Raw genomic sequence first — 23574 nt, 5'->3', positions numbered from 1 at the left:
TGCGGTGCTGCGGGACTGCGGTGCTGCGTTGTTCGGTCTCTTCAGTGCTTCTTCACGCGGACGGTCTTCGTGGACCGGGTCTCGAGAGTCATCTCGTCGGCCTCCTCGACCTTCGCTTTCAGTCGCACAGTACCTGCCGCCGCGTCGACCACGTCCACCACCTTCGCAAGCAGTTTCGCAGTATCCGCGTTTCCGGAGGCCCCGGCGAGCTGAACCGCCCGGCCCAGTTTGGCCGTTGCTCCGTCGATGTCTCCCGCTTTGCGTAGGTCCATCCCCTGTTGGATGACCTGTGCCAGTTCTGCCTGCCCGGTGTAGTGGGCCACCTGCGGGTTGATGGACGTGGAGGCGGCCATGTCGTCGGTCCACACGGCCCGTACGAGACCCTGCGCGCCGAGGTTGCGGGCGCCGCCCCCCGCGCCCGGCGCCTCGCCCGCGGGCTCCGGGACGACCAGGGAGACCCGGGCGGCCAGCATCTCCTGGCCGAGTCCGGCCGCCGGAACCTCCACGCAGACGTGGTAGTCGCGGGACTCGTCGCCCCAGGAACCGGTGGGGTAGTCCCCGGCGCGCGGCCCCGCCTCGGTGCGGCGGCCGGTGAGATCCTCGACCGTGGGGGCGACCTGCTTGACGAACCTCACGGTGGTGCCGACCGGGGTCCACAGGCGCAGGGCGACGTCCGCGACCTCCTTGCCCATGGCCGTCTCCATCACCCGCGTGAAGTCGGCGGCGAGACCGGCGGGGTCGGCGACGATGTCGGCGGTGCCGAGCAGGGCGGAGGCGATCCCTGTGACTTCTTTCACTTCCCAGTCGGTGCCCACGCCCCGGGCGTCACAGGTGAAGCGCCCGGCGCACGCGTCCAGGGCGGCCCTGAGATCCTCCGGCGACTCGTGCTCGTTGCGGCCGTCGGTGAGCAGGATGCCGTGCCGGATGGCGACGTCCGCGGTGGACAGCAGCCGGTCGGCCAGCCGCAGCCACGTGCCGATGGCGGTGCCGCCGCCCGCGCTCAGGCCGCGCAGGGCACGCTTGGCCTGCTCCCGGGTGGTGGCGCCGGCGACCGCCAGGCGCCCGCCGCCCGGGTAGACCTCCTTGGCGACGTGCGTGCCACCGACCACCGCGAAGTGCACTCCGTCGCGGAGGGTGTCGATCGCCGCGGACGTGGCGTCGCGGGCGTTGCGCATCTTGGTGGGCGGGTAGTCCATCGAGCCCGAGCAGTCGACCATGACGGCGACGGCCGCGGACGGGCCCTGGCCCGGCGAGTAGAGGTGGGGCGCGGCGACCGCGCTCCCGATCGTGCCGCCGCCGGTCGCGGTGACCGTCACGATGGCGTTGACCTCACGGCCGCCGTCGGGCAGGTACTCGTTCTGGTAGACGTCCACCGAGAACTGCGGCACGTTCGACTTCGAGAAATTGGCCATGCCGGTTCGCATCCCCCTCTACGTCCCCACGGTGGTGGGTGTCTGGCTGCCGGCACGGACCGCCCCCTGCGGTCCGCGAGGCCACCCCGCGCGCCTTCCCCGGGCCCTACCGGGGCCGCGCCCGGCCACGACGGCGCCACGGCGCCGCGCAAGGCCTCAGGCCGATCCTGCCCCCTGCGGCGGGGCGGGGAACGGCACGAGCGCCACTGTTACGTTGTCGTGGCCCCCGCCGTCCAGGGCGTGGCCCACCAGGACGCGGGCGCCGTGCAGCGGTCGCGCGGCGGCGTCGAGGGGGACGGCCTCGGCCATCTCCTCGGCGGACTCCGCGTAGTTCCACAGGCCGTCCGTGCAGACCACGACGACACCGGGGCGGTCCGGCTTGAAGGACGCGGTGTGCGGCTCCAGTTCGTAGGCGTCGGCGCCGAGCCAGCCGGTGATCGCGTGGGCCCGCTCGTCGGCGTAGGCCTCGGCCTCGCTCATCAGGCCGGCGGCGACCATCTGCGCGGCCCACGAGTCGTCCTCGGTGAGCCGGGCGGGCGGGGTGCTCCGGTCGACCGGCACCCAGTAGACGCGGCTGTCGCCGACCCAGCCGACGACCAGGAGACCCGCGGTCACCACGGCGCCGACCAGGGTGCAGGCGGGGGCGTTCTGGTGCGGGGCCTGCTCGCGGGCCGTGGCGGGCTCGTCGGCCAGCGCGTTGACGGCGTGCGAGGCGGCGACGATCGCGTCGTGCATGGCCTGCTGCGGGTGCGTGCCGCGCGGCAGGGCGGCGAGCAGCGACGCGCCGGCCGCCCGGGAGGCGGCGAGCGAGGCGTCGTCGGGGCGGGTCGCGGAGGACACGCCGTCGCAGACGATCGCCACCGACGCGGGGGCGCCGTCGGGCAGCGCGGTGCAGCCGACGGAGAACGCGTCCTCGTTGCGGTGGTGGCGCAGACCGCGGTCGCTCACCGCGGCGACGGGGCCCGACTCCTGCTCCATGTGGTCGCGTTCGCGGGGCTGGGCGTGGCCGCAGTTCTCGCAGTAGCCGTCGTCGTCGACCCGGCCCGCGCGGCAGGCCACGCAGACCTTCACGGCCACGGGCTGTCCCGCCGCGGCGGACCCGGCAGGGACCGGCCCGGACGGGACCGGGTCGGGCGCCTGCAACGGGTACTCGTCGGGCTCCCGCGGCCGGTCGTGCCGGTCGGGGAGATCGAACCGCGTCGCGGGAGCGGCCGGAGGCACCGGTGGCGGGGGCGGCAGCGGGGAGCCGCCCGAGTCGGTGCCCGGCACCTCGGCCGCAGCGTGCACCGGGGCGGGCCGGCCGGAGCCGTCCGAGTCCCGGGCCGTCGGCCAGTCCACGCCGTCCGGCGCCCACGACGGCGCGGGCACCGAGCCGTTCAGGGCGATCGTCGGGCTCTCGTCGGGCCGCGCGGGCACGGCGGACAGGTCGTATCCGCACGCACCGCAGAAACGGTCACCCGACTCGAGGGGCTCCTCGCAGCTCGGGCACTTCGACACAGCGGCCTGCTGGGGCATCTGCGACATCAACTACACCCACGTCCGGGGGCGGTAACGATTGGCACGTTCCACCAGGTCGATCCTCTCCTCGCCGCCCCGCGCCAGCCGAGCCAGCGTGCGGTACGAACGCTCCAGGCCGAAACGCAGACCGCGTTCGTCCAGGCCGCTGCCGAGCAGCGTCCGTCCTCCGGCGGCGGGAGGGACGGAACCCTGACCTCCGGAGAGTACCCAGTCCAGCGCGCAACCGAGGACCTCGGCCGACAACTGCTCGCGCCGTGCCGGATCCAGACCGTACACGTCCAGCGCCTCCACCTGCCGCGCGGCCGCGACCAGGTCGTCCAGGAACGCCACGTCGCCCGCGTTGGCGACGCGCCGCCGCAGTCGCGCCCGCACCGCCGCCACCCGCGCCGCGGTGCAGTGCACGGACGACTCCGGCACCGACTCCAGCGTCCGTACGGCACGGGCCCGGTCGCCGCCGGCGAGCTGGACCCGGGCGAGCCCGAACGCGGCGCTCACATGGCTCGGGTCGGAGGCCCACACCAGGCGGTAGTACTCGGCGGCGTTGTCGAGCTGCCCCAGGACCTCCGCGCACAGGCCGAGCGCCAGCTTGGGCGCGATCTCGCCCGGGAAGGCGTCGTAGATCGCGTCGAAGGCCAGTGCGGCGCCCTCGTGGTCGCCGGTCACCAGCCCGGCCAGGCCCCGGTACCAGACCACCCGCCAGTCGTCGGGCCGTTCGCCCTCCAGCGACTCCAGGTCGGCCACCGCGCCGGGCGCGTCGCCGGTCTCCAGCCGGGCCCGGATCTGCCGCAGCCGGGTCTCGGCCGACGGCGCCGGCGCGGCGGCCAGCGCGGTCAGCAGCTCGCCCGGCGCCGACGCCATGAGGCCCGCCAGGAACCCCGCGTTGGGGTCGCCGACGTCGACCCGGGGCACCGGCAGCGCGAGGGCGGCGGTCGGCGCGTCGGCAGGTTTGACCAGGCCGGACACCTCGACGCCGGGATCACCGCCGCCGTGTCCGAAGACCGCGCCCGACCCGCCGCCGTGTCCGGCGCCCGTGCCCGATCCGCCCGCGCCCGAACCGCCCGTGTGTCCGACACCGGTGCCCGTCCCGCCGGCGTGCCCGACCGCCATGCCCGCCCCGCCGGCCTGCCCGACGCCCGGACCCGTGCCCCCGGGCGCGCCGACCGCGGCGCTCGTCCCGGCCGGCAGCGCGGGGCCGCCGGCCGGGGGCGGCACCGCCGTACCGGCGCGGCGCGGCCCCCTGCCGACGGTCCGCGCCCCCAGCCGTGACACCTCCCCGTCCAGCCGCGGGAACAACTCCGTGTCCGTCACCCTGACTTCCGGCCCGAACAGCGTGGAAACGGCGGGCCGGGCCCGGCCCGTCTGGAGCGAGATCACCTCGCGCAGCACGCCCGTCAGCTGCTCGGCCATCTCCTCGGCGGAGGCGAACCGGCGGGCCGGGTCGGGGTCGGTGGCCCGCACCAGCAGCCGGTAGAACGACTCGTACCGCCGGAAGACGTCGATGGTGTCCGGGTCCGGCAGCGAGTCGGCGTAGACCGTGGTGTAGCCCTGGAAGTCGAACGTCAGCACGGCGAGGGTACGGCCGACGGTGTACAGGTCGGACGCCACCGAGGGGCCGGCGTCGGCGACCTCGGGCGACTGGTAGCCGACCGTGCCGTAGATGGCCGACTCCTCGTCGTCCATCCGGCGGACCGCGCCCATGTCGATCAGCTTGAGCTGGTCCTCGGTCTGGATGGCGTTGTCGACCTTGAAGTCGCAGTAGAGCAGGTTGCGGCTGTGCAGGTGGCCGAGCGCCTCCAGCGCCTCGATGCCGTACGCGCAGGCCTGCTCCACCGGCAGCGGATCGCGCCGCCCCTCCGGGGTGCGCCGGCCGTTGGCGATCTCCTTCAGCGACTTGCCGCCGACGTACTCCATGACGATGTAGCCGTCCAGCGAACCCGTCCGCTGGTCGAGGTGCTCGACGAAGTTGTAGATCCGCACGATGTTGGCGTGCTCGATCTCCGCGAGGAACCGCCGTTCGGAGATGGCCGCCGCCATCGCGTCCTGGTCGCCGGTGTCCAGCAGGCCCTTGAGGACCACCCACCGGTCGGAGACCGCCCGGTCGACGGCGAGGTAGACCCAGCCGAGCCCGCCGTGCGCGAGGCAGCCCACCACCTCGTACTGGCCGTGCACCACGTCCCCGGCCTTCAGCTTGGGCACGAACGAGTACGGGTGGCCGCACTTGGTGCAGAAGCCCTCCGTGCGCCCCGGCCGCTCCCCGCGCGCCCGTCCGACCGGCGCCCCGCAGTCCGAGCGCGAGCAGAACCGCTTGCGCTCGGGCACCTCGGCCTTGTCCAGGACCATCGCGCGCGGGTCGGGCCGCGGGATCAGCGGAACCTCGACCAGGCCGGCGCCGAGGCGCCCGCGCGTGGCGGAACCGGCACCCGAACCCGAACTGCGCACCGACACCGAGCGGCCCGTGGACCGGCCCGACACGGAGCGCGAGAGCCGCCCCGAGACCGAACGCCGGGACCGCGACGACTGCGAGGACGTACGGGCGCTGCGGCCGCTCGAACGCGCGCTGCCGCTGCCCGCCGAACCGCGCGAGCCGCGTCCGCCGCCCCCGGTGACGCCCGTCGGCGGGGAGCCCACCATGCCGTCGGGGGCGACGACGGGCGCCAGACCGCACGTGTCGCAGTACAGCTCGCCGCCGCCCACGTCCTCGTAGGCCCCGCCGCAGCCGGGACGCTGACACGTCCGCTGTGCCTCGCTCATGCCGTCCCCTCCCCGTCGCCGCTCATGCGCCGGGCCCCGTCCGGTCCACCGGCCCGCCCTGACCGGGCACGCGCGGGGCGGAGCCGAGCAGTTCGGCCGCCGCGTGCTGGTAGCGCAGCACGGCCTGCCCGGCGACGCGCAGGTCGCAGGGCGCGCTCCACAGCATGCGGCGGGCCTTCTCGTACTTCTCCGCCAGCTCGGGGTCCTCGGCGAAACCGAGCCGGGCCACCTTCGCCTTGTACGCGTCGAGCCGGCCGCGCAGCTCCGCGCGGACCGCGAGCGGAGCGGTGACCGCCGTCAGCGACTCCCGGGCGCGCAGCAGCTCGTCCTCCGCCTTCTCCTCCAGGGACTCCAGGAGCGGGGACAGGCGGTGCCACTGGGCGTGCCGACGGTACTCGGCGGCCGCCGCGAGCTGCTCCTGCAGCGCCGTCGGCGGCCCGCTGACGACCGGCACCTCCGTCGCGGCGATCTTCGCCAGTACCTCGCCGCGCGCGGTGCGGGCCTCGGCGAGCGTGCGGTCCGCCCGGGAGAGCAGGTCCCGCAACCGCACGATCCGCTGCTCCGCGTCCTGGCGCACGGCCAGCACGGCGTCGATCTCGCGGCGCACGTCCTCCAGGGCACGCGCCTGACGGTCGTAGACCGTGGTGTCCGGGCGGCCGCCCCCGGGCGCCGAACTGCCCTCGGCCGGGGTCCAGTAGGCCAGCGGGTCGGAGACCACCTGCTCGCGCAGCCGCGTCAGGGTGCGGGTGATCCGCTCCAGGTCGTCGCCGGCCGGGTGCTCGCCGGGGCGGACGCCCACGGAGTGCGCGAGTTCGCGGGTGCGCCGGAGTTCCGCGGCGAGGAGGTCGATCCGCGCGGGCAGCGCCGACCACACCGCGTCGGCGGCGACCACCATGTCCAGGGAGCCGGCGTACAGCTGGTTCATCCGGTCCACGAGGGCCGCCAGCGAGTACCGCTCGCTCAGCCGGCCCGGACCGCCGTGCGCCGCTGGCGCGCCCGCGGCGGCGCCCCCGGCCATCGTGACGGCCTCGCCGCGCAGTAGCTCGGTCAGCTCGGCCAGGTCCTCGCGGCTCGACCAGCGGCGCCGGGAGCGGATCTCCCGGGCGGTGCGCAGCGCACCCGTGTACGCGTCGAAGCAGTTCCACAGGAGCGTGATCGACGCCTCGGCGGCGGTCCAGCGCTCGGCGGTCACTCCGGTCAGGGAGGCGCCTTCGAGGAGTCTGCGGCCCGCGTGGTCCTGGAGGGCGAGGAGCGAGGTCTCGATCGCCTCGTGCTCCGCGCCGAGCCGCGCCAGCGCACGGTCCACCTCGTCCCGGTCCATCACCGGCCCGGTGGGATCCGTGTCGCCCATCGATCACCCCTCGCTGTCGCGGACTTGTGCGTGCTCTTCCCTGCGCTGCGCCGGGCGGTCAGCTCGTGCGCAGATACTCCGGGGCCGGTGGTTCCGACTTCGCCGGGTCGTCCCCCATCGTCGGCTTCAGCCACGCCTCGTACGAGTCCTGCCAGCCCCCGGCCCTGTCCGCGCGCCACTCCCGGAGGACGTGGTTGACCCGGCGTACCAGATCGTCGGCGTCCTTCTTCATCGCCACGCCGTAGTACTCCGTGGTGAAGGCGTCGCCCTTGAGCTGGACCGTCGGGTCCTGCGCGGCCTGGCTGGCGGCGAGCGCGCCGTCGGTGACCACCGCGTCGACCTCGCCGAGCTGGAGCCTGACCAGGCAGTCGAGTTGGTTGGGGACGGTGGTGCCCAGGTCGGTGTCGGCGGCCAGCCTGCCGTCCTTCCGGTCCTGCTCCAGCGTGCTGAGCGCGGTGGAACCGGCCGCCGTGCAGATCCTCTTGCCGGCGAGCGAGCCGTCGTAGCCGGTGATCGCCGAGGACTTGGGGGCCAGCAGCTGCTGTCCGGTGCGGAAGTACGGTGCCGAGAAGGCGACCTTCTCCAGGCGCGCGCAGTTGATGGTCATGGTGCGGACCACCATGTCGACCCGGCCGTTCTCGATGGCGGGCTCGCGCTGGTTGGTGGGGATCGCCTTGAACTGCACGGCGTCCGGGTCGCCGAGGACGTCCTGCGCTATGCGGTGCGCCAGATCGATGTCGAAGCCCTCCAGCTCGGCGTCACCGCCGCTGTTCGGGTCGCGGTAGCCCCAGCGGTAGCTGTTCTGGTCGACGCCGACGATCAGCTTGCGCTTCTCACCTCGCCGGTTCTGGATCGCGTCGATGGTGGGGCCGTCGGCGTCGGAGGGTGCCAGGGTCTGCTTCTCGGGGTCCGCGCACTCCTGCGCGGCGCGCGCCTGACCGCCCCGGGTGCCGCCGTGGGCGCTCGCACCGGTCTCCCCGCCCGTGCCGGTGTGCCCGACCGTGTCGTGCGAGCGGAGCACCGGCAGGAGGAGGGCGGACAGCACCGCGAGGGTGCAGGCGAAGGCCATCGCCCCCACCCCGCCCCAGCCCTTCAGTCCCGTCCGGAGCCGTTGTGCGCGCATCCTCACGCCCCCTTTCACGGGCATCCTCGCCCCCTGGCCCGCGGGCCCGAGCGCCGCTTCACCGGTACTCCGACAGCCTGCGGCCGATGCCCAGGAGCGCTCCGGCCACGCCCACCGCGGCGAGGACGCCGGCCGCGACCGGCAGGGGCCGCATCGCGTCCAGACCGGCGCCCGCCGCCCGCTCGAACTCGGCCTCCTCGTGCCCGAGCGCCGTGTCGAGCGAGTCGTCCACGCCGTCGAAGCACTCTGCCGTGGCGCCCTTGCCGCCGATCACGAGGTCCAGCGCCTGCTGGTAGTTGCCGTTCTCGTCCTGCTCGCGGGCCGAGGCGTGCCGCTTCTTCCACTCGGCCATGTTGCCGTTCGCCCGGTCGACCGGCTGCTCGCCCGCCTTGTCGTCGGCGAGCCGCCGCGCCTCGGCCAGGCCCTCGCCGAGGCTCTTCATGTTCTTCTCGAAGTCGAGGTCGTAGGCGTCGTACGTCCGGTCGCCGACCTTCCTCGTCTCCGCGCCGCGCGCCACCAGGGTGAGGTTCTCGTTGCCCCGGGCCTTCAGGGAGGCGATACGGGCCCCGTTCAGCGCGTTCAGGGAGCGCACCCCGTGCTCCTGGGAGTCGTTCAGGCTGGACCGGGCGACGCCGTGGCCGGCGACCAGCCAGAGCAGGACGACCGCGGAGGCGGCCGTGGCGGCGACCAGGCCGTGGTTCAGGACGCGGTGGGTGCGCCGGTAGTGGCGGCGCTGCGCCCAGCCCAGGGCCGCGAGGGCGAGGACACCGAGGGCGATCGCGGCCCAGGGGTAGGGCTTCGCGTCGGCGTAGTCGGCGCCGAGCCGCCGGTTCTCGCTCGTGTAGAGGTCCTCCGCCGCGGGGAGCATCTGCTTCTGCATCTTCTCGTTGGCGTAGCGCAGGTAGGCGCCGCCGACCGGGAAGCCCTGCCGGTTGTAGGTGCGGGCCCGCTCGACCAGGCCCTTGTACTCGGGCAGGAGGCGGTTGAGTTCGGTGATGGTCGCCTCGGCGGGGGAGCCCGCCTCGGAGTCCGCGGCGGCCTTCACGAGCCCCTCCGCGGCCGCCCGGACCGCGCTCTCGTACTCCTCGCGGGCGGCCTTCGTCTCCTGGCCGCCGGCGAGGAAACCGCTGGACGCGGCGGTGTTGGCCTCGGCTAGCGAGCGGTAGACGCCGGCCGCGGCCGAACTCAGTGGCTGGCTGCGGTGCAGCACGTCGTCGGCGGCGGCGGACCGCTCGCTCATCTGCCAGGCGGTGACGGCGCCGAAGGCGACGACGAGGGCGGCCAGCAGCGCGCCGATGATCCGCAGCCGCCCCGGCTCGGTCACGGCCGCCGCGCGCAGCCGGTCCACGCCCTCGGCGAAGGCGGTGCGCCGGGCCACCGGCGGCGGGGGGACGGCGGGGGCGTTGCCGCCCGAGCGCTGCTCCGGAAGCGGCCGGGGCCGCGGGGGAGCGGCGGGCGGCGTGGGCGCGCCGGTGCCGGGCGGTGGCGCCGCGCCGCCCCTCTGCGGTCGAGTCACTGCCGACCTCCCCCGTGGTCTTCCGTCGCCGCAAGTATCGCTGCCCGCGACGACATTCGCACCGGCCTTCGTACGATCTTGCTCCGATCCGGGAGCAACGCACCTCCCCTGCCCATGAATACGCCGCCGGAAGCGGGTCGGTTCCACGGGGCGCGGGCCGGGTCCGGGTTCCGGGCCCGCTCAGGCGTCGAAGTGCGCCCGCAGTCGCGCCCGGGCCCCGGGGGCGGCCCCCACGCGGTCCAGGCCCAGCAGCGCCGCGCCCAGGACGGGGCGCGCCGTCACCACCCGCGGGACGGCCTTCGGGGCGCGGGCCGCCAGCAGCTCCCGTACCCGGCCGTCGAGTTGCGGGTGCCGTGCCGCCAGGACGCTGCCGCCGAGCACGACCGGCGTCTCCTCGGCCAGCAGGTCGAGCCGGGTCAGCGCGACCGTGGCCATGGCCACCACCTCGTCGGCCTGCCGGTCGACGATCCCCCGGGCGAGCGGGTCACCGTCGGCCGCCGTGGCGAACAGCACGGGGGTCAGCTCGTGCCGCCGGACGGGTTCGACGCGCCGCAGGTGCAGGGCCTCGATGAGGGCGTACATCGAGCCGAGCCCGAAGTGCGCGGGCAGGGTCCGGGCCAGCTCCGTGGGCCCGCCGCGGCCGTCCTCCGCCCGCGCCGCGTGCCACAGCGCCTCCTCGGCCAGCCCCCAGCCGCCGCCCCAGTCGCCGGACAGCCGCCCGATGGCCGGGAAGCGGGCGGTGCGGCCGTCGGGGCGCATGCCGACGCAGTTGACGCCGGCCCCGCACACGACCGCGACGCCGCGCGGCTCGTCGACACCGGCGCGCAGGACCGCGAACGTGTCGTTGCGCACGTCCACGTCCGTGCCCCACCCGCGCGCGCCCAGCGCGGCGGCCAACTGCTCCTCCTCCACGGGCAGGTCCGCGTTGGCCAGGCACGCCGACACCTGGTCGACTGAGGTGACGCCGGCCGCGGCGAAGACCCGCGCCACCGCCTTCCCGAGGGCGTCCACGGCCCGCTCGACACCCACGGCGGGCGGCCGGAAGGGGCCGCCGCGGGCCGTGGCGAGGACCTCCCCGCCGGCCGTCACCACGGCCACGTCGGTCTTGCTGTTCCCCGCGTCGACGGCGAGGACGCTCGCGGTCAGGCCCACGCCAGGTGCTCCCGGTTGTGCGCGATCAGCCGGTCGGTGAGCCGCTCGGCATGCCCGTACTGACCCACGAGGGGATGGGCGAGCAGCGCCCGGAACACCCGGTCCCGGCCGCCGCGCAGGGCCGCGTCCAGGGCCAGGTCCTCGTACGCCGTCACGCTCGCCGTCAGCCCCGCGTACAGCGGGTCCACGGCCGCCACCGGCAGCGGGACCGCGCCCTCGGCGCCCACCGCCGCCGGTACCTCGATCACCGCGTCGTCGGGGAGGAAGGGCAGCGTGCCCCGGTTGAGAGTGTTCACCACCTGGTACGGGGAGCCGGCGCCGCCGAGCAGGGCGGCGGCCAGGTCGACGGCCGCCTCCGAGTAGTAGGCCCCGCCCCGCTCGGCCAGCAGGGCGGGCTTCTCGTCCAGGGCCGGGTCGCCGTACATCTCCAGCAGCCGCCGTTCCATCTCGGCCACCTCGGCGGCCCGGGACGGTTTGGTGCGCAGTTCGTCCACGACCTCGTCGTGCGCGTAGTAGTAGCGCAGGTAGTAGGAGGGGACGACGCCGAGGCGGTCCAGGAGCGGGCGGGGCAGGCGCAGGTCGGCGGCGACGGCGTCCCCGTGCTCCGCCAGCAGCCGGGGCAGGACGTCCTCGCCGCCGGGGCCGCCGAGCCGGACGGCGGTCTCCCAGGTGAGGTGGTTGAGGCCGACGTGGTCGAGGTGGACGTCGGCGGGCGCCACCCCGAGCAGCGCCGCGAACTTGCGCTGGAGGCCGATCGCCACGTTGCACAGGCCGACCGCCCGGTGCCCGGCCCGCAGCAGGGCGCGGGTCACGATGCCGACCGGGTTGGTGAAGTCGATGATCCACGCGTCCGGGTTGGCCCGCCGGACCCGCTCGGCGATGTCCAGCACCACCGGCACGGTGCGCAGCGCCTTGGCGAGGCCGCCGGCGCCGGTCGTCTCCTGGCCGGCGCAGCCGCACTCCAGGGGCCAGGTCTCGTCCTGCTGCCGGGCGGCCTGGCCGCCGACGCGCAGCTGGAGCAGGACCGCGTCGGCGCCGTCCACGGCCGCGTCCAGGTCGGAGGTGGTGACGACGCGGCCGTCGTGCCCCTGCCGGGAGAAGATGCGGCGGGCGAGGCCGCCCACCAGCTCCAGCCGGTCCGCGGCCGGATCGACGAGGACCAGCTCCTCGACGGGCAGCGTGTCCCGCAACCGGGCGAAACCGTCGATCAGTTCGGGCGTGTAGGTCGAGCCGCCGCCGACCACGGTGAGCTTCATGCAGTCATCAATCCTTTCCGGGCAGGGACGGTGACGCGGAGCGCCGGGGTCGGCGCGCGGTGTCGAAGACCTCGTCGCGGGTGGTCGCGAGCGCGCTGACGAGCGCGCCGCGCAGGACGGGGTCGTCGGTCACGTCACCGACGACCAGGCGCGGCCGGGGCGCGGCCAGTTCTTCCAGCTCGGCCTGGACCAGGGCGCGCAGCGGCTCGCCGCCGGCGGCGAGGGCCGCACCGCTGAGGACCACCAGCTCGGGGTCGAGGACGGAGACGAGAGAGGCGAGACCGGTGGCGAGGCGGGTGGCGTAGGTCTGGAGCAGGCGGTGGTGCCGTGCGTCGCCGGGGTGGGCGGCGGCCGTGGCGAGCAGTGCGGCCGCCGACTCGGTGTACGGGCCGGGCGGCACCGGGTCGATGCCCAGCTCGCGGGCGAGCCGGGGGACGGCCTGCGCCCCGGCCAGCTCCTGGAAGCCGCCGCTGCCGGTGCGGCCGACCTTGCGGACCAGCGGGGCGCCCGGCACCGGCAGGAACCCGACCTCGCCGGCGCCGCCGGTCCAGCCGCGGTGCAGGCGGCCGCCGAGGACCAGGGCGGCGCCGAGGCCCTCCTGGTTCCACAGCAGGACGAAGTCCTCGTGGCCCCGGGCGGCACCGAGCCGCTGTTCGGCCACCGCGGCGAGGTTCACGTCGTTCTCGTACTCGACCGGCACGGGCAGGGCGGCGGCGAGTTCGTCCAGGAGGGCGGGGGAGTGCCAGCCGGGCAGGTGGGAGGCGTAGCGCAGCCGGCCGGTGCCCGGGTCGAAGGCGCCCGGGGTGCCGATGACCAGGCGGTGCACGTCGGCGCGGACGAGCCCGGCCGCCTTCACCGCGCCGTCCAGGGCGTCCGTGACCTGCCGGACGACCGGGCCGGCGGCGCGCCGGCCGGGGGTGGGCAGCTCGTACCGGCCGACCGTGCGACCGGTGAGGTCGGCGACCGCGGCGAGGATGCGGTCCGGGGTGACGTCGAGTCCGGCGGCGTGGGCGGCGGCCGGATTGATCTCGTAGAGCTGGGCGCCGGGGCCGGGGCGCCCCTCCGTCGTGCCGCCGGCCAGGACCAGCCCGGCCGCCTCCAGGCGGGCCAGCAGCTGGGAGGCGGTCGGCTTCGACAGGCCGGTGAGCCTGCCGAGCCGGGCACGGGACAGGGGGCCGTGCTCCAGCAGGAGGTCGAGCGCGGCCCGGTCGTTCATGGCGCGCAGGACGCGTGGGGTGCCCGGCGTGCCGGCGGTTCCTGCCATGCGTGTCCACACCTGCCTCTCGACCGGTCAGCAGCCCCGCTGCGACTGTCAGGAAACTTTCCTGTCGGCTGAGAAAACGTAGGACGCCCGGGAGGGGACGTCAAGAGACCGCCCCCGGACCGACGAGGGCGTCGGTCCGGGGGCGGGGAGGTGGTGCCGTGCCGCTACTTGGTGGTGTTCGGCGGGGTGATCGGGGACGCCGCGACGGACTGCGGCGACACGGTGCTCGCGTACGCCGACGGGGCCGCCATGCCCGCGGTCGGGTCGGCCGCCTCGGTCGCCTGGACCGGCAGTTCGGGGCCGCCGACGATCCGGATGTCGGCCGCGTCGAAGGCCCGCTTGATGCGCCAGCGCAGCTCGCGCTCGACGGTGAGGGACTTGCCGGGCATGGTCTTCGCGGAGACCCGCACCACCATGGAGTCGAGCAGCACGGAGTCCAGGCCGAGCACCTCGATAGGGCCCCAGAGCATCTCGTTCCAGGGCTCCTCCTTGCCCATCCGCTCGCCGACCGCGGCGATGGCCTCCTTCACCTTGTCCAGGTCCTCGTCGGAGCGGACCGTCACGTCGACGCCGGCCGTGGACCAGCCCTGGGAGAGGTTGCCGATCCGCTTGACCTCGCCGTTGCGGACGTACCAGATCTCCCCGTTGTCGCCGCGCAGCTTGGTCACCCGCAGCCCGACCTCGACGACCTCGCCGGCGGCCACACCCGCGTCGATGCTGTCGCCGACGCCGTACTGGTCCTCCAGGATCATGAAGACGCCGGACAGGAAGTCGGTGACCAGGTTGCGGGCGCCGAAGCCGATCGCGACGCCCGCCACACCGGCGGAGGCCAGCAGCGGGGCCAGGTTGATCTGGAAGGTGCCGAGGACCATCAGGGCGGCGGTGCCGAGGATGACGAAGCTGGCCATGGAGCGCAGGACCGAGCCGATGGCCTGCGAGCGCTGGCGGCGCCGCTCGGCGTTGACCAGCAGGCCGCCCAGCGCCGTGCCGTCCATCGTGCCGGCCGTGCGGTTCATGCGGTCTATGAGCTTGGTGATCGCCCGCCGGACCACCGCTCTGAGCACCGCGGCTATCACCACGATCAGCAGCACCCGCAGGCCGATCGCGAGCCACGTCGACCAGTTCTCCTCGACCCACCCGGCGGCGTTCGTCGCGCTCTCGTGGGCGTCCCGGAGGGAGGGCACCGACGGGGCCGTCGGGGACGGAGAGGGCGACGGCGACGAGCCGGCGGCCGACAGGACGGCGGCGGACAGGGACACGGTGGGCACCTCCAGATGCGGCGGCCCGTCCTCCGAGGTCCGGTCGAGGTCACGGAAAGGTCACCGGACGGGCAGATGGACCACACTAACGGGGCACCGGGCACGATCCGTCCCGAAACGGTCGGGAGAGACAGCGCTCACGCGCGCTTGAACTGGTCAGGCTCCGGGGGATGCATGAGATGTGGTCGAAAACACTCCCAGCCCGTTACCGGGACATGGTGGCGCTTCCCGCGGCCATGAGGAGAGACTGACTACGGATCGTCCCGGCGCGAGCCACGCGCCGCCGGCGTACAAGGAGGCATCCGTGCCGCACGTCCTGGTCCTCAACGCGTCGTACGAGCCACTCGGCGTCGTACCGCTCCGCCGCGCGCTCGTCCTCGTCCTCGAGAACAAGGCCGTCTGCCTCGAGGAGTCCGGCGCCTACCTGCACAGCTCGACCGTCACCGTGCCCGCACCCAGCGTGGTCCGGCTCAAGCGGTTCGTGCGGGTCCCCTACCGGGGACCCGTCCCGCTCACCCGCCGGGCGCTCTTCGCCCGTGACGGAGGCCGGTGCATGTACTGCGGTGGCGTCGCCACCAGCGTCGACCACGTCATCCCGCGCAGCCGCGGTGGCCTGCACGCCTGGGACAACGTGGTGGCGTCCTGCCGCCGCTGCAACCACGTCAAGGCCGACCGCCACCTCGGGGAGATCGGCTGGCGCCTGCGCCACAAACCGGCCCCGCCCACCGGCCTGGCCTGGCGCATCATCGGCACGGGCCACCGGGACCCGCGCTGGCTGCCGTACTTGCAGCCCTACGGCGCGGAGGACGCCATGGCCCGGATCGACGGCATCTCCGCCTGACGGTCCGGGCCTTCGCCTGCGCGGCCGGGCGGGTCAGCGCACCCAGTTCTTCAGCGGCTCGGTGTCCAGAACGATCCCGACCGGCTCGGGCAGGGCGACCTGCTTGCCGAAGGGCAGCGTCTGCACGGTCTCGTAGCGCCCGCCGTCCGGCCGGCTGTGCACCTTGACCTCACAGGTGTCCCGGTCGATCAGCAGGTACACCGGGATGCCGGTCTCGGCGTAGGCGCGCGGCTTCTCGACACGGTCGCGCCGGTCGGTGTCGGAGTCGTAGGACGTGACCGCGACGACCATGAGGACGGGGGTGGGATCGGCCCATTCGCGGGCGCCGGCGAAGGCGTGGCTTGGGGTCAGGGAGCCGTCGGGGCGCGCGCGACCCTCGCGGTAGGTCTCAACGGTCAGACCCTGGTGAGAGTCGAGCCACAGCTCCGGACGCTGCTGCATGCAGACGCGTGTGAGCCATTCGATGATGCTGCCGTGGTCGCCGTCAGGCACGGCCTTCCCCCCAAGGTGTCCGTTGATGAACTCGAGCCGTGCGCCTTCTATGCTCCGGGCGGCATGGACAGCGAGTTCCTCGAACTCCTGGACGGTCATCTGGGGCCGGTCGGCGGTCACGGTCACAGGGCTCCTCCGATTGTGCAGGGGTCCACTTCTGCCCAGCGTAGGGGACATTCGGCGCTCCCCGCGGCTCTACGCGTACCGCAGCTCCCCCGGCCGCACCGACCGCCCCAGCAGGGGCAGGGCCGTCGCCGCCGACAGCAGGCAGGACGTGTACACCGCGGGAGCGACCAGCAGCGCCGTCCACGGCAGCGAGCCGGTCCCGGTGAGGGACGAGTACCAGGCGCCCGCCGCCATGCCCCCGGCGCCGGCCAGCAGGAGGGCGGGGGCGAGCGGGAGGGCCGTCTCCAGGAGCAGCGCCCGGTTCAGGACCGCGCGCGGCACTCCCGCGGCGACCTGGACGGCCAGCGTCCGGCGCCGGGAGGTGAGGGACTCGGCGGTGCCCACGGCGAGTCCGGACAGGGCGATCGCCAGGCCGAGGAGGACGGCGGCGCCGGCCAGGTCCAGGCCGGTCGTGTAGTACTCCAGGTCGGCGCCGAGGTGGTACTCCCGGGTGCGCAGCTCGGTGAGCATCGTGTGCCGGACGCACAGGAAGACCGTTCCGGCGACCGTCACCAGCATCACCGCCGCGTGGCTGCGGGCCGGCGCCCACGGGTCGTCGCGCAGGCGTCCGGCCGCGATGAGCGGTGCCGCCGTCCGGACCCGCCCGGCGAGCAGCCGCCCGGTGAGCCGCGCCGCGGCCCCGGACAGCCACACCGAGCCGGCGCCGAACGCGACGACGAGGGCGAACACGGTCAGGGGAGCCCGCCAGCGGTCCCCTCCGCCCGGACCGGAGCCGCTGGTGGCCGCCGTGAGCAGGGCCGCCACCGCCACCAGCAGCAGCGCACCCAGGAACAGCAGCGCGGGCCCGCGCCCCGTACCCGGGCCGGCCCGGCGCACCAGGCCCAGCGGCGAGGCCACCACCCGGCGCAGTGCCAGCGCCCCCACCACCGCGCCCAGCACCGGCACACCGACCGCGACCAGGGTGATCCCCACCCAGGTCTGCGCGGTCGTCGCGCTCCACAGGCGGAGCAGCAGCAGGACGCCGAAGACGGTCACCACCGACGAGCCCACCAGGCACGCCAACCCCGTCTCCAGCGCGGCGATCCGCCGCACCTGCCACGGCGTCGCCCCGGCCAGCCGGAGCCCCGCCAGCCGCCGGTCGCGGTGCACGGCGCCGATGCGGGCGCACTGACCCAGGAAGGCCAGCACCGGCACCAGCAACAGCAGCAGACCGGTGATCACCCCGGCACGGGTCCCCACGCCGCTCAGCAGGCCGTGGAAGGCGGAGACCGTGTGACCGGCGGGGACCGACGCGAGCGTGACCGCCGCCAGCGCGCACCCCGTCGCGAGCGCGGCGCCCGCCGCCGTGAGCGAGATCCGCCACCACTCCCGCCGGTCCGACCCGCGCACGAGCTGCCGGGCCAGCCGGACGTCCGTCACCACCGTGTCCCACGCGCTCACGCCGCCACCCCCAGCGGTGCCACGGTGCCGTCCCGCAGCTGGACCTCGCGGTCCGCGTACGCCGCCACCTGGGCGTCGTGCGTGACGAGCAGCACCGCCGTGCCCGTCTCCCGGACGGTGTGCGTCAGCGTCGTCATCACCTGCTCGCTCGCCAGCGAGTCCAGCGCCCCGGTCGGCTCGTCCGCGAAGACCGCCTTCGGACCGGTGACCAGCGCGCGGGCCAGCGCCGCCCGCTGCGCCTGTCCTCCGCTCATCTCGCCGGGCCGCGACTCCCGCTGCCCGCGCACCCCGAACCGCTCCAGCCACTCCCCGGCCCGCGCCCGCGCCTCGGCGCGGCCGGTGCCGGCCAGCATCAGCGGCAGCGCCACGTTGTCCAGCGCCGTCAGCTCCGGGATCAGCTGCCCGAACTGGAAGACGACGCCGAAGTCGGTGCGGCGCAGCGTGCTCAGCCGTTTCTCCGGCAGCTCCTGCAACCGTTCACCGCCGTACGTCACCGACCCGGCGTCCGGCCGGACGATCCCGGCCAGACAGTGCAGCAGCGTCGACTTCCCGCTGCCGCTGGCCCCGGTCACGGCGAGGATCTCGCCGGCCCGCAGGTCCACCGAGGCACCGCGCAGGGCCTCGGTCCTGCCGTGGACCTTCACCAGGTCGCGGGCCGCCAGCAGCGGCCCCGCCGTGGTCCCGTTCGTGTCCCCGCTCGTCATGCTGTGCGGACCTCCGCGGTCAGGGTGGTGAGCCGGGCCGCCGTGGTGGTCATCCAACGGAGGTCGGCGTCGAGGTGGTTGAGGCCGTAGTCGGCCGAGAGCACGGTCGCCAGGTCCGTGCCGGAGGCCGTCTTGACCGCCGTGAGCTCCCGCATCCGCTCCATGTGGGCGGCGCGCTGGGCCAGCAGGTAGGCGCCCGCGTCCGCGCCGGTGAGGATCGAGACGACGACCTTGGCGAAGATCTCGTTCGTCACGAAGGGGGCGGGCGGCGCGACCTCACCCGCCCACCGCGCCAGCTCGCGCGTGCCCTCGGCCGTCGCGCGGTACGCCGTCCGCTCCGGGCCGCCGTCGGACGCGGTGCCGTCGACCTCCGCGAGGCCGTCGCGGACCAGGCGCTGGAGGGTCGTGTAGACCTGCCCGTAGGCCAGCGGACGGGCCTGGGGGAAGCGTTCGTCGTGGCGTCGCTTCAGGTCGTAGCCATGGCTCGGCCCCGAGGCGAGCAGCCCCAGCAGGATGTGACGGGTGCTCATGGCCGCCAGTATTCACTGAGTACATGTACTGAGTGAATAGCTGAGCGGGATCTTTCTTCCGGGCCGGCGACGGCCGGAGTCCCCGTCCACTCCTCGACCGCGTACGCCTCCACCGACCGCGGCGAGTCAACGGCGCTCGCTCTCGTGACCGGTTTGGGTGGTCCCTGAAGGGGTTAGGTGGGTGATTTACACACATGCGAGAAGAATTCCTGGGGGTGTGATGTGACCAGGAGCACCTTGTCGGTACTGAGGCGTCTGTCCACGCGCGGACTGGGTAGGGCTGCCGTAACCCGCCGAAAGCGTGCTCGGCAGAGCCCGCCGAGGACCGACACCGCTCGACCGAAGGAGAACCCCGTGGCTGCACCGGCACCCCTGCTGCTCCCGGCCCCGTCCAAACCCGTGGCGGAGCCGTCCACCCCCTGGTCCGATCCCTCCGCCGCCTCCGACACCCCGCACTACTGCGTCTTCGGCGCCACCGGAAGCTGCGCCGAGGCCCCCCTCACCAGCGAACCGCCGCTACCGGACGCCGAGCCTCTGACCAGCGAGTCCCCGTTCGCCGATGCCGTGCCCCTGACCAGCGAGTCCTCGCCCGAGCTCACGGCGGACGTGCCGGAGCAGGGCGGCCCCTCCTTCGCCGTCCCGGAACCCACGAGGTCGTAGAGGTCATCGATGCCAGCAGCCCGGCCGGCCGAGCCCCCCGCCGAGGACCTTCCCGAGGATCTGACCCGGCTCGCCGCCCTGCACGGCGTCGCCACCTCCTACAGCCCGTCGCCGGACCGCACCGTCGCGGCCTCGGCCACCGCCGTCACCCTGGCGCTGGCCGCCCTGGGCGTGGACGCTGGCACCCCGGGGGCCGTCCGCGCCGCGCTGACCGCCCGTGAGACCGAGCTGCGCGAGCGCCTGCTGCCGCCCACCGTGGTCGCCTGGAGCGACGGCGGCACCCCGACCGCCCTGGCCGCGCTGCCCGCGGGCACCCGGCTGCGCGTCGAGACCGAGGGGGGCGAGACCGTCGAGACCGGCGGGGGCGAGACCCGCGTCGACGCCGACCGGCTCCCGCCCGGCGTCCACCGGCTGACCGCCACCGCGCCCGACGGCCGGACCGCCGGCGCCCACCTGATCGTCGCGCCCGCCCGGCTGCCCGTTCCCGCCGCGCGCTCCTACGGCCTCCTCGTCCAGCTCTACTCCCTGCTCTCCCGCCGCTCCTGGGGCATGGGCGACCTCGGCGACCTCGGCGAACTGGCCGCCTGGGCCGGACGCGCCCTCGGCGCCGGGTTCGTCCAGGTCAACCCGCTGCACGCGGCCGTACCCGGCGCACCCACCGACCCGTCCCCGTACCGGCCCTCCTCGCGCCGCTTCCCCGACCCCGTCCACCTGCGGATCGAGGACGTGCCCGAGTTCGCCTACGTCACCGACCCCGAGCGCGTCCGCGCCCTCCAGGAGCGGGCCGGACGGCTGCGCGAGGCCGTCCTGGAGCAGGGCGCCCTGATCGACCGGGACGCCGTCTGGGACCTCAAGCGCGAGGCCGCGGAGCTGCTCCTGGAGGTCCCCCTCGGCCCCGGCCGCCGGGCCGCCTACTGCGACTACCTCGCCGCACAGGGCACCGCGCTGGAGGACCACGCCACCTGGTGCGCGCTCGCCGAGATCCACGGCGCCGACTGGCACCGGTGGCCCGAGGGCCTGCGCGACCCCCGTTCGGCCGACACCGACCGGGCCCGCACCGAGCTGATGGACCGCGTCGACTTCCACTCCCGCCTCACCTGGCTCACCGACACCCAGCTCACCGCCGCCCAGCACGCGGCCCGCGAGGCCGGCATGCCGGTCGGGATCGTCCACGACCTCGCCGTGGGCGTGCACCCGCGCGGCGCCGACTCGTGGGCGCAGCAGGAGTACTACGCCGCCGGCATGTCGGTGGGCGCGCCGCCCGACGCCTTCAACGCCCGCGGCCAGGACTGGGGCCTGCCGCCCTGGCGCCCCGACCGCCTGGCCGCCTGTGGCTACGCGCCCTTCCGGAGCCTGCTGCGGGGGCTGTTCCGCTACGCCGGAGCCCTGCGCATCGACCACGTCATGGGCCTGTTCCGGCTCTGGTGGGTCCCCGAGGGCCACCCGCCCACCGAGGGCACCTACGTCCGCTACGACGCCGAGGCGATGCTCGCCGTCCTCGTCCTGGAGGCCGGCCGGGCCGGCGCCGTGGTCATCGGTGAGGACCTGGGCACCGTGGAGCCGGGTGTGCGTGAGGCGCTGCGCGAGCGCGGGGTGCTCGGCACCTCGGTGCTCTGGTTCGAGCGGGACTGGGCGGGCGACGGCCGTCCCCTGCCGCCCGAGCGGTGGCGTGCCGACTGCCTGGCCACCGCCACCACCCACGACCTGCCGTCCACCGCCGCCCGTCTCACCGGCGAGCACGTCGAACTCCGCGACCGCCTCGGCCTCCTCACCCGCCCGCTGGAGGAGGAGCGGGCCGAGGCGGCGGCGGACACGGCCGAGTGGCTGGAGGTGCTGGCCCGGCTCGGCCTGCTGCACGGCACCGGCGGTGACACCGGAGCCCCCTCCGAGGAGGCGGGCATCCAGGCCGTCCACCGCTTCCTGCTGCGCACCCCCGCCCGGATGGCCGGGATCTGGCTCCCGGACGCCGTCGGGGACCGCCGCCCGCAGAACCTGCCCGGCACCTGGGACCAATACCCGAACTGGCGGCTGCCCGTCGCCGACGCCGACGGCCGCCCCGTGACCTTGGAGGACCTGGCCGCCTCCCCCCGGCTGCACGCGCTGATCGAGGTGGTGCGGGACCGCGCGGGCGGCTGAACGGCGCGTCCCGCGGCCCCGTACGGGCACCCCGGGCGCGCGCCCCCGACGGCCGTTCGCTACCTTTGCACCGTGGACAAGAAGAACGCCCTGCGCGCCGGCGCCCTGGCAGCCGGTACGACGCTGATGATGCTGCTCATGTCGTCCCCCGCGCTCGCGCTGACCCGCGACGACGGCGACGACCCCGGCACCGGCCTGAGCGTCGTCGAGACGCTGGGTCTCTACGTCCTGGCCCCCATCGCGCTGTTCGTGATCATCGCGGGCCTGGTGGTGGTGCTGGACAAGTCCAAGGAGGAGCACCGCGTGACCTCCCGCAACATCAAGACCCGGCCCAAGGCCGACGCCAAGGCCTGACCGCCACCGCACCTTCTCCACCGAGGGCGCCGGTCCCACTGTTCGCACGCCGTGTGCGCGGGACCGGCGCCCTCGGCGTGCGCGGGGCCCGCTACCGCTCGGTGGCGGCCAGCAGATCGCGCAGCAGGTCGGCCAGTTGCCCGGTCCGTCCGGCGTCCAGGGCCGCGGACAGCGCCTCGGTCTGCACGGCGAGACCCGCGCCGACCGCCTCGTCCACCAGCCGCAGTCCCTCGTCGGAGAGGGTGACCCGCAGGGCCCGCCGGTCGTGCGGGTCGGGGGAGCGGTACAGCAGCCCGGCCCGCTCCAGCTTGTCGAGGCGGCCCGTCATGCCGCCGGTGGTGAGCATCAGGGTCGCCGAGAGCTGCCGGGGCGAGAGCGCGTACGGCTCCCCGGAGCGGCGCAGCGTCGCCAGGACGTCGAATTCGCCGCGGACGATGCCGAAGCGCGCGTAGGCCTTCTCCATCCGGTCGCCGATCGCGCGCGAGAGCCGGTTGATGCGGCCGAAGACCTCCATCGCCGCGGTGTCGAGGTCCGGTCGGACCTCCGCCCACTGGCCGATGATCGCGTCGACCGGGTCCCGGTGCCGCTCGGTCCGCTGCTGGGGGCGCTCACTCATGGACCGAGTATCGACGGTCGGCAGATCGCCCGCAAGAAAGTTGCTTCGCGATAAGTAGCTTAGCGGTAAGCTACTTATCGCCGACCGACTTGGAGAGGCTCCCCATGCCCGCGAACCGTCCCGTCCTCATCGCCCTGACCGCCCTCGCCCCCGTCTCCTGGGGCACCACCTATGCGGTGACCACCGAGTTCCTGCCACCCGACCGTCCCCTGTTCACCGCGCTGATGCGCGCCCTGCCCGCCGGGCTGCTGCTGCTCGCCCTCGCCCGGGTGCTGCCGCGCGGCGCGTGGTGGGGGAAGGCCGCGGTGCTGGGCGCGCTGAACATCGGGGCGTTCCTCCCGCTGCTGTTCCTCGCCGCGTACCGGCTGCCGGGCGGTACGGCCGCCGCGGTCGGTTCGGTCGGCCCGCTGTGCGTCGTCGCGCTCTCGGCGCTCCTGCTGGGGCAGCGGCCCGCCGCCCGGTCCGTGCTCGCCGGGGTCGTCGCCGCGTTCGGCGTCAGCCTCGTGGTGCTCCAGGCGGCCGGCACGCTGGACACGCTCGGCGTGCTGGCGGCGCTCGCGTCCACCGTCTCCATGTCGGCCGGCATCGTGCTGACCCAGCGGTGGGGCCGTCCCGAGGGCGTCGGCCCGCTCGCGCTGACCGGCTGGCAACTGACCGCGGGCGGCCTGCTCATCGCCCCGCTCGCCTTCCTGGCCGAGGGGTACCCGCCCGCGCTGGACGGCGCGGCGGTCGGCGGCTACCTCTACCTGGCGCTGGCCGGCACGGCGGTGGCGTACTGGCTCTGGTTCCGCGGCATCGGGCGGCTGACCGCCACCCAGGTCACCTTCCTCGGCCCGCTGTCCCCGCTGACCGCCGCCGTCGTCGGCTGGGCGGCGCTCGGGGAGGCCCTGACGCCGGTGCAGATGGCGGGCATGGCGCTGGCGTTCGGGGCGACGCTGGCGGGTCAGTTGGCGCCGGGCGCGAAGGCTGCGGCCGGACCGTTCAGTTCTGCTTCAGAGAACGGTCGAAAAGATTCGATGGACCTGATGGTTCCGGCGCTGCGACGGTAGGGCCGTCACCCACGCCACCGCCCG

General features: G+C 74.8%; 20 protein-coding genes. 5 read left to right on the top strand and 15 right to left on the bottom strand.

The annotated features are described in order from the left end of the window. Nucleotides 1-41: 41 nt before the first annotated feature. The 10 genes from ACZ6EG_RS04085 to ACZ6EG_RS04040 form a co-directional block, all read right to left on the bottom strand. On the bottom strand, nucleotides 42-1412 hold the full coding sequence (locus ACZ6EG_RS04085) for a vWA domain-containing protein (protein ID WP_469601673.1): 1371 nt from the start codon (nucleotides 1410-1412) through the stop codon (nucleotides 42-44). A gap of 156 nt (nucleotides 1413-1568) precedes the next feature. Beyond that, the gene (locus ACZ6EG_RS04080) at nucleotides 1569-2936 is read right to left on the bottom strand and encodes a PP2C family serine/threonine-protein phosphatase (protein WP_469601328.1); all 1368 of its coding nucleotides are present in this window, start codon (nucleotides 2934-2936) and stop codon (nucleotides 1569-1571) included. A gap of 3 nt (nucleotides 2937-2939) precedes the next feature. Further along, complete coding sequence (locus ACZ6EG_RS04075; protein WP_469601325.1) at nucleotides 2940-5681, bottom strand: serine/threonine-protein kinase; 2742 nt, start codon at nucleotides 5679-5681, stop codon at nucleotides 2940-2942. Between the two features lie 22 nt (nucleotides 5682-5703). Then, nucleotides 5704-7032 (bottom strand): hypothetical protein, encoded by a 1329-nt coding sequence (locus ACZ6EG_RS04070; RefSeq protein WP_391968032.1) that lies wholly within the window; start codon nucleotides 7030-7032, stop codon nucleotides 5704-5706. 58 nt (nucleotides 7033-7090) lie between these two features. Beyond that, nucleotides 7091-8155, bottom strand: a complete 1065-nt coding sequence (locus ACZ6EG_RS04065; protein WP_391968031.1) for a glutamate ABC transporter substrate-binding protein — start codon at nucleotides 8153-8155, stop codon at nucleotides 7091-7093. A 58-nt stretch (nucleotides 8156-8213) separates the two neighbouring features. Further along, nucleotides 8214-9671: a hypothetical protein gene (locus ACZ6EG_RS04060; protein WP_469601321.1), complete on the bottom strand. Its 1458-nt coding sequence runs from the start codon at nucleotides 9669-9671 to the stop codon at nucleotides 8214-8216. Between the two features lie 180 nt (nucleotides 9672-9851). Further along, on the bottom strand, nucleotides 9852-10823 hold the full coding sequence (locus tag ACZ6EG_RS04055; protein ID WP_469601318.1) for an N-acetylglucosamine kinase: 972 nt from the start codon (nucleotides 10821-10823) through the stop codon (nucleotides 9852-9854). Continuing rightward, complete coding sequence (locus ACZ6EG_RS04050; protein ID WP_469601315.1) at nucleotides 10814-12079, bottom strand: 6-phospho-beta-glucosidase; 1266 nt, start codon at nucleotides 12077-12079, stop codon at nucleotides 10814-10816. The genes ACZ6EG_RS04055 and ACZ6EG_RS04050 overlap by 10 nt, the downstream gene beginning before the upstream one ends. A gap of 7 nt (nucleotides 12080-12086) precedes the next feature. Further along, nucleotides 12087-13343: an ROK family transcriptional regulator gene (locus ACZ6EG_RS04045; protein WP_469601312.1), complete on the bottom strand. Its 1257-nt coding sequence runs from the start codon at nucleotides 13341-13343 to the stop codon at nucleotides 12087-12089. Between the two features lie 164 nt (nucleotides 13344-13507). After that, nucleotides 13508-14602: a mechanosensitive ion channel family protein gene (locus tag ACZ6EG_RS04040; RefSeq protein ID WP_391968026.1), complete on the bottom strand. Its 1095-nt coding sequence runs from the start codon at nucleotides 14600-14602 to the stop codon at nucleotides 13508-13510. A gap of 304 nt (nucleotides 14603-14906) precedes the next feature. On the opposite strand from ACZ6EG_RS04040, the gene ACZ6EG_RS04035 reads away from it, so the two are divergent. Beyond that, complete coding sequence (locus ACZ6EG_RS04035; RefSeq protein ID WP_053130939.1) at nucleotides 14907-15443, top strand: HNH endonuclease; 537 nt, start codon at nucleotides 14907-14909, stop codon at nucleotides 15441-15443. A 33-nt stretch (nucleotides 15444-15476) separates the two neighbouring features. On the opposite strand, the gene ACZ6EG_RS04030 is transcribed toward ACZ6EG_RS04035, so the two are convergent. The 4 genes from ACZ6EG_RS04030 to ACZ6EG_RS04015 all read right to left on the bottom strand — a co-directional run bounded on the left by ACZ6EG_RS04030 (nucleotide 15477) and on the right by ACZ6EG_RS04015 (nucleotide 18735). Continuing rightward, a complete protein-coding gene (locus tag ACZ6EG_RS04030; protein WP_391968025.1) occupies nucleotides 15477-16061 on the bottom strand; it encodes a Uma2 family endonuclease in 585 nt (194 codons plus the stop codon). A gap of 69 nt (nucleotides 16062-16130) precedes the next feature. After that, complete coding sequence (locus tag ACZ6EG_RS04025; RefSeq protein WP_469601306.1) at nucleotides 16131-17501, bottom strand: FtsX-like permease family protein; 1371 nt, start codon at nucleotides 17499-17501, stop codon at nucleotides 16131-16133. Then, nucleotides 17498-18205: an ABC transporter ATP-binding protein gene (locus ACZ6EG_RS04020; RefSeq protein ID WP_469601303.1), complete on the bottom strand. Its 708-nt coding sequence runs from the start codon at nucleotides 18203-18205 to the stop codon at nucleotides 17498-17500. The genes ACZ6EG_RS04025 and ACZ6EG_RS04020 overlap by 4 nt, the downstream gene beginning before the upstream one ends. Then, the gene (locus tag ACZ6EG_RS04015; protein WP_356603457.1) at nucleotides 18202-18735 is read right to left on the bottom strand and encodes a PadR family transcriptional regulator; all 534 of its coding nucleotides are present in this window, start codon (nucleotides 18733-18735) and stop codon (nucleotides 18202-18204) included. The genes ACZ6EG_RS04020 and ACZ6EG_RS04015 overlap by 4 nt, the downstream gene beginning before the upstream one ends. Nucleotides 18736-19089: 354 nt before the next feature. Between ACZ6EG_RS04015 and ACZ6EG_RS04010 the strand changes: the two genes are divergently transcribed. From ACZ6EG_RS04010 to ACZ6EG_RS04000, 3 genes are all read left to right on the top strand, one after another. Next, complete coding sequence (locus ACZ6EG_RS04010) at nucleotides 19090-19395, top strand: hypothetical protein (RefSeq protein WP_391968022.1); 306 nt, start codon at nucleotides 19090-19092, stop codon at nucleotides 19393-19395. Nucleotides 19396-19404: 9 nt separating this feature from the next. Further along, the gene (malQ, locus tag ACZ6EG_RS04005) at nucleotides 19405-21531 is read left to right on the top strand and encodes a 4-alpha-glucanotransferase (protein WP_469601298.1); all 2127 of its coding nucleotides are present in this window, start codon (nucleotides 19405-19407) and stop codon (nucleotides 21529-21531) included. 72 nt (nucleotides 21532-21603) lie between these two features. After that, complete coding sequence (locus tag ACZ6EG_RS04000) at nucleotides 21604-21885, top strand: hypothetical protein (protein WP_356603451.1); 282 nt, start codon at nucleotides 21604-21606, stop codon at nucleotides 21883-21885. 91 nt (nucleotides 21886-21976) lie between these two features. Here ACZ6EG_RS04000 and ACZ6EG_RS03995 read toward each other — a convergent pair whose 3' ends face one another. Beyond that, the gene (locus tag ACZ6EG_RS03995) at nucleotides 21977-22501 is read right to left on the bottom strand and encodes a MarR family winged helix-turn-helix transcriptional regulator (RefSeq protein WP_469601295.1); all 525 of its coding nucleotides are present in this window, start codon (nucleotides 22499-22501) and stop codon (nucleotides 21977-21979) included. A gap of 104 nt (nucleotides 22502-22605) precedes the next feature. Here ACZ6EG_RS03995 and ACZ6EG_RS03990 point away from each other — a divergent pair, with 104 nt between their 5' ends. After that, nucleotides 22606-23550 carry an EamA family transporter gene (locus tag ACZ6EG_RS03990; RefSeq protein ID WP_469601292.1) on the top strand — a complete coding sequence of 315 codons (945 nt, stop codon included), beginning with the start codon at nucleotides 22606-22608 and terminating at the stop codon, nucleotides 23548-23550. Nucleotides 23551-23574: the final 24 nt, after the last annotated feature.

The organism is Streptomyces sp. NPDC041968 (genome assembly GCF_055589025.1).
This window is presented reverse-complemented; position numbering and strand designations above follow the sequence as displayed.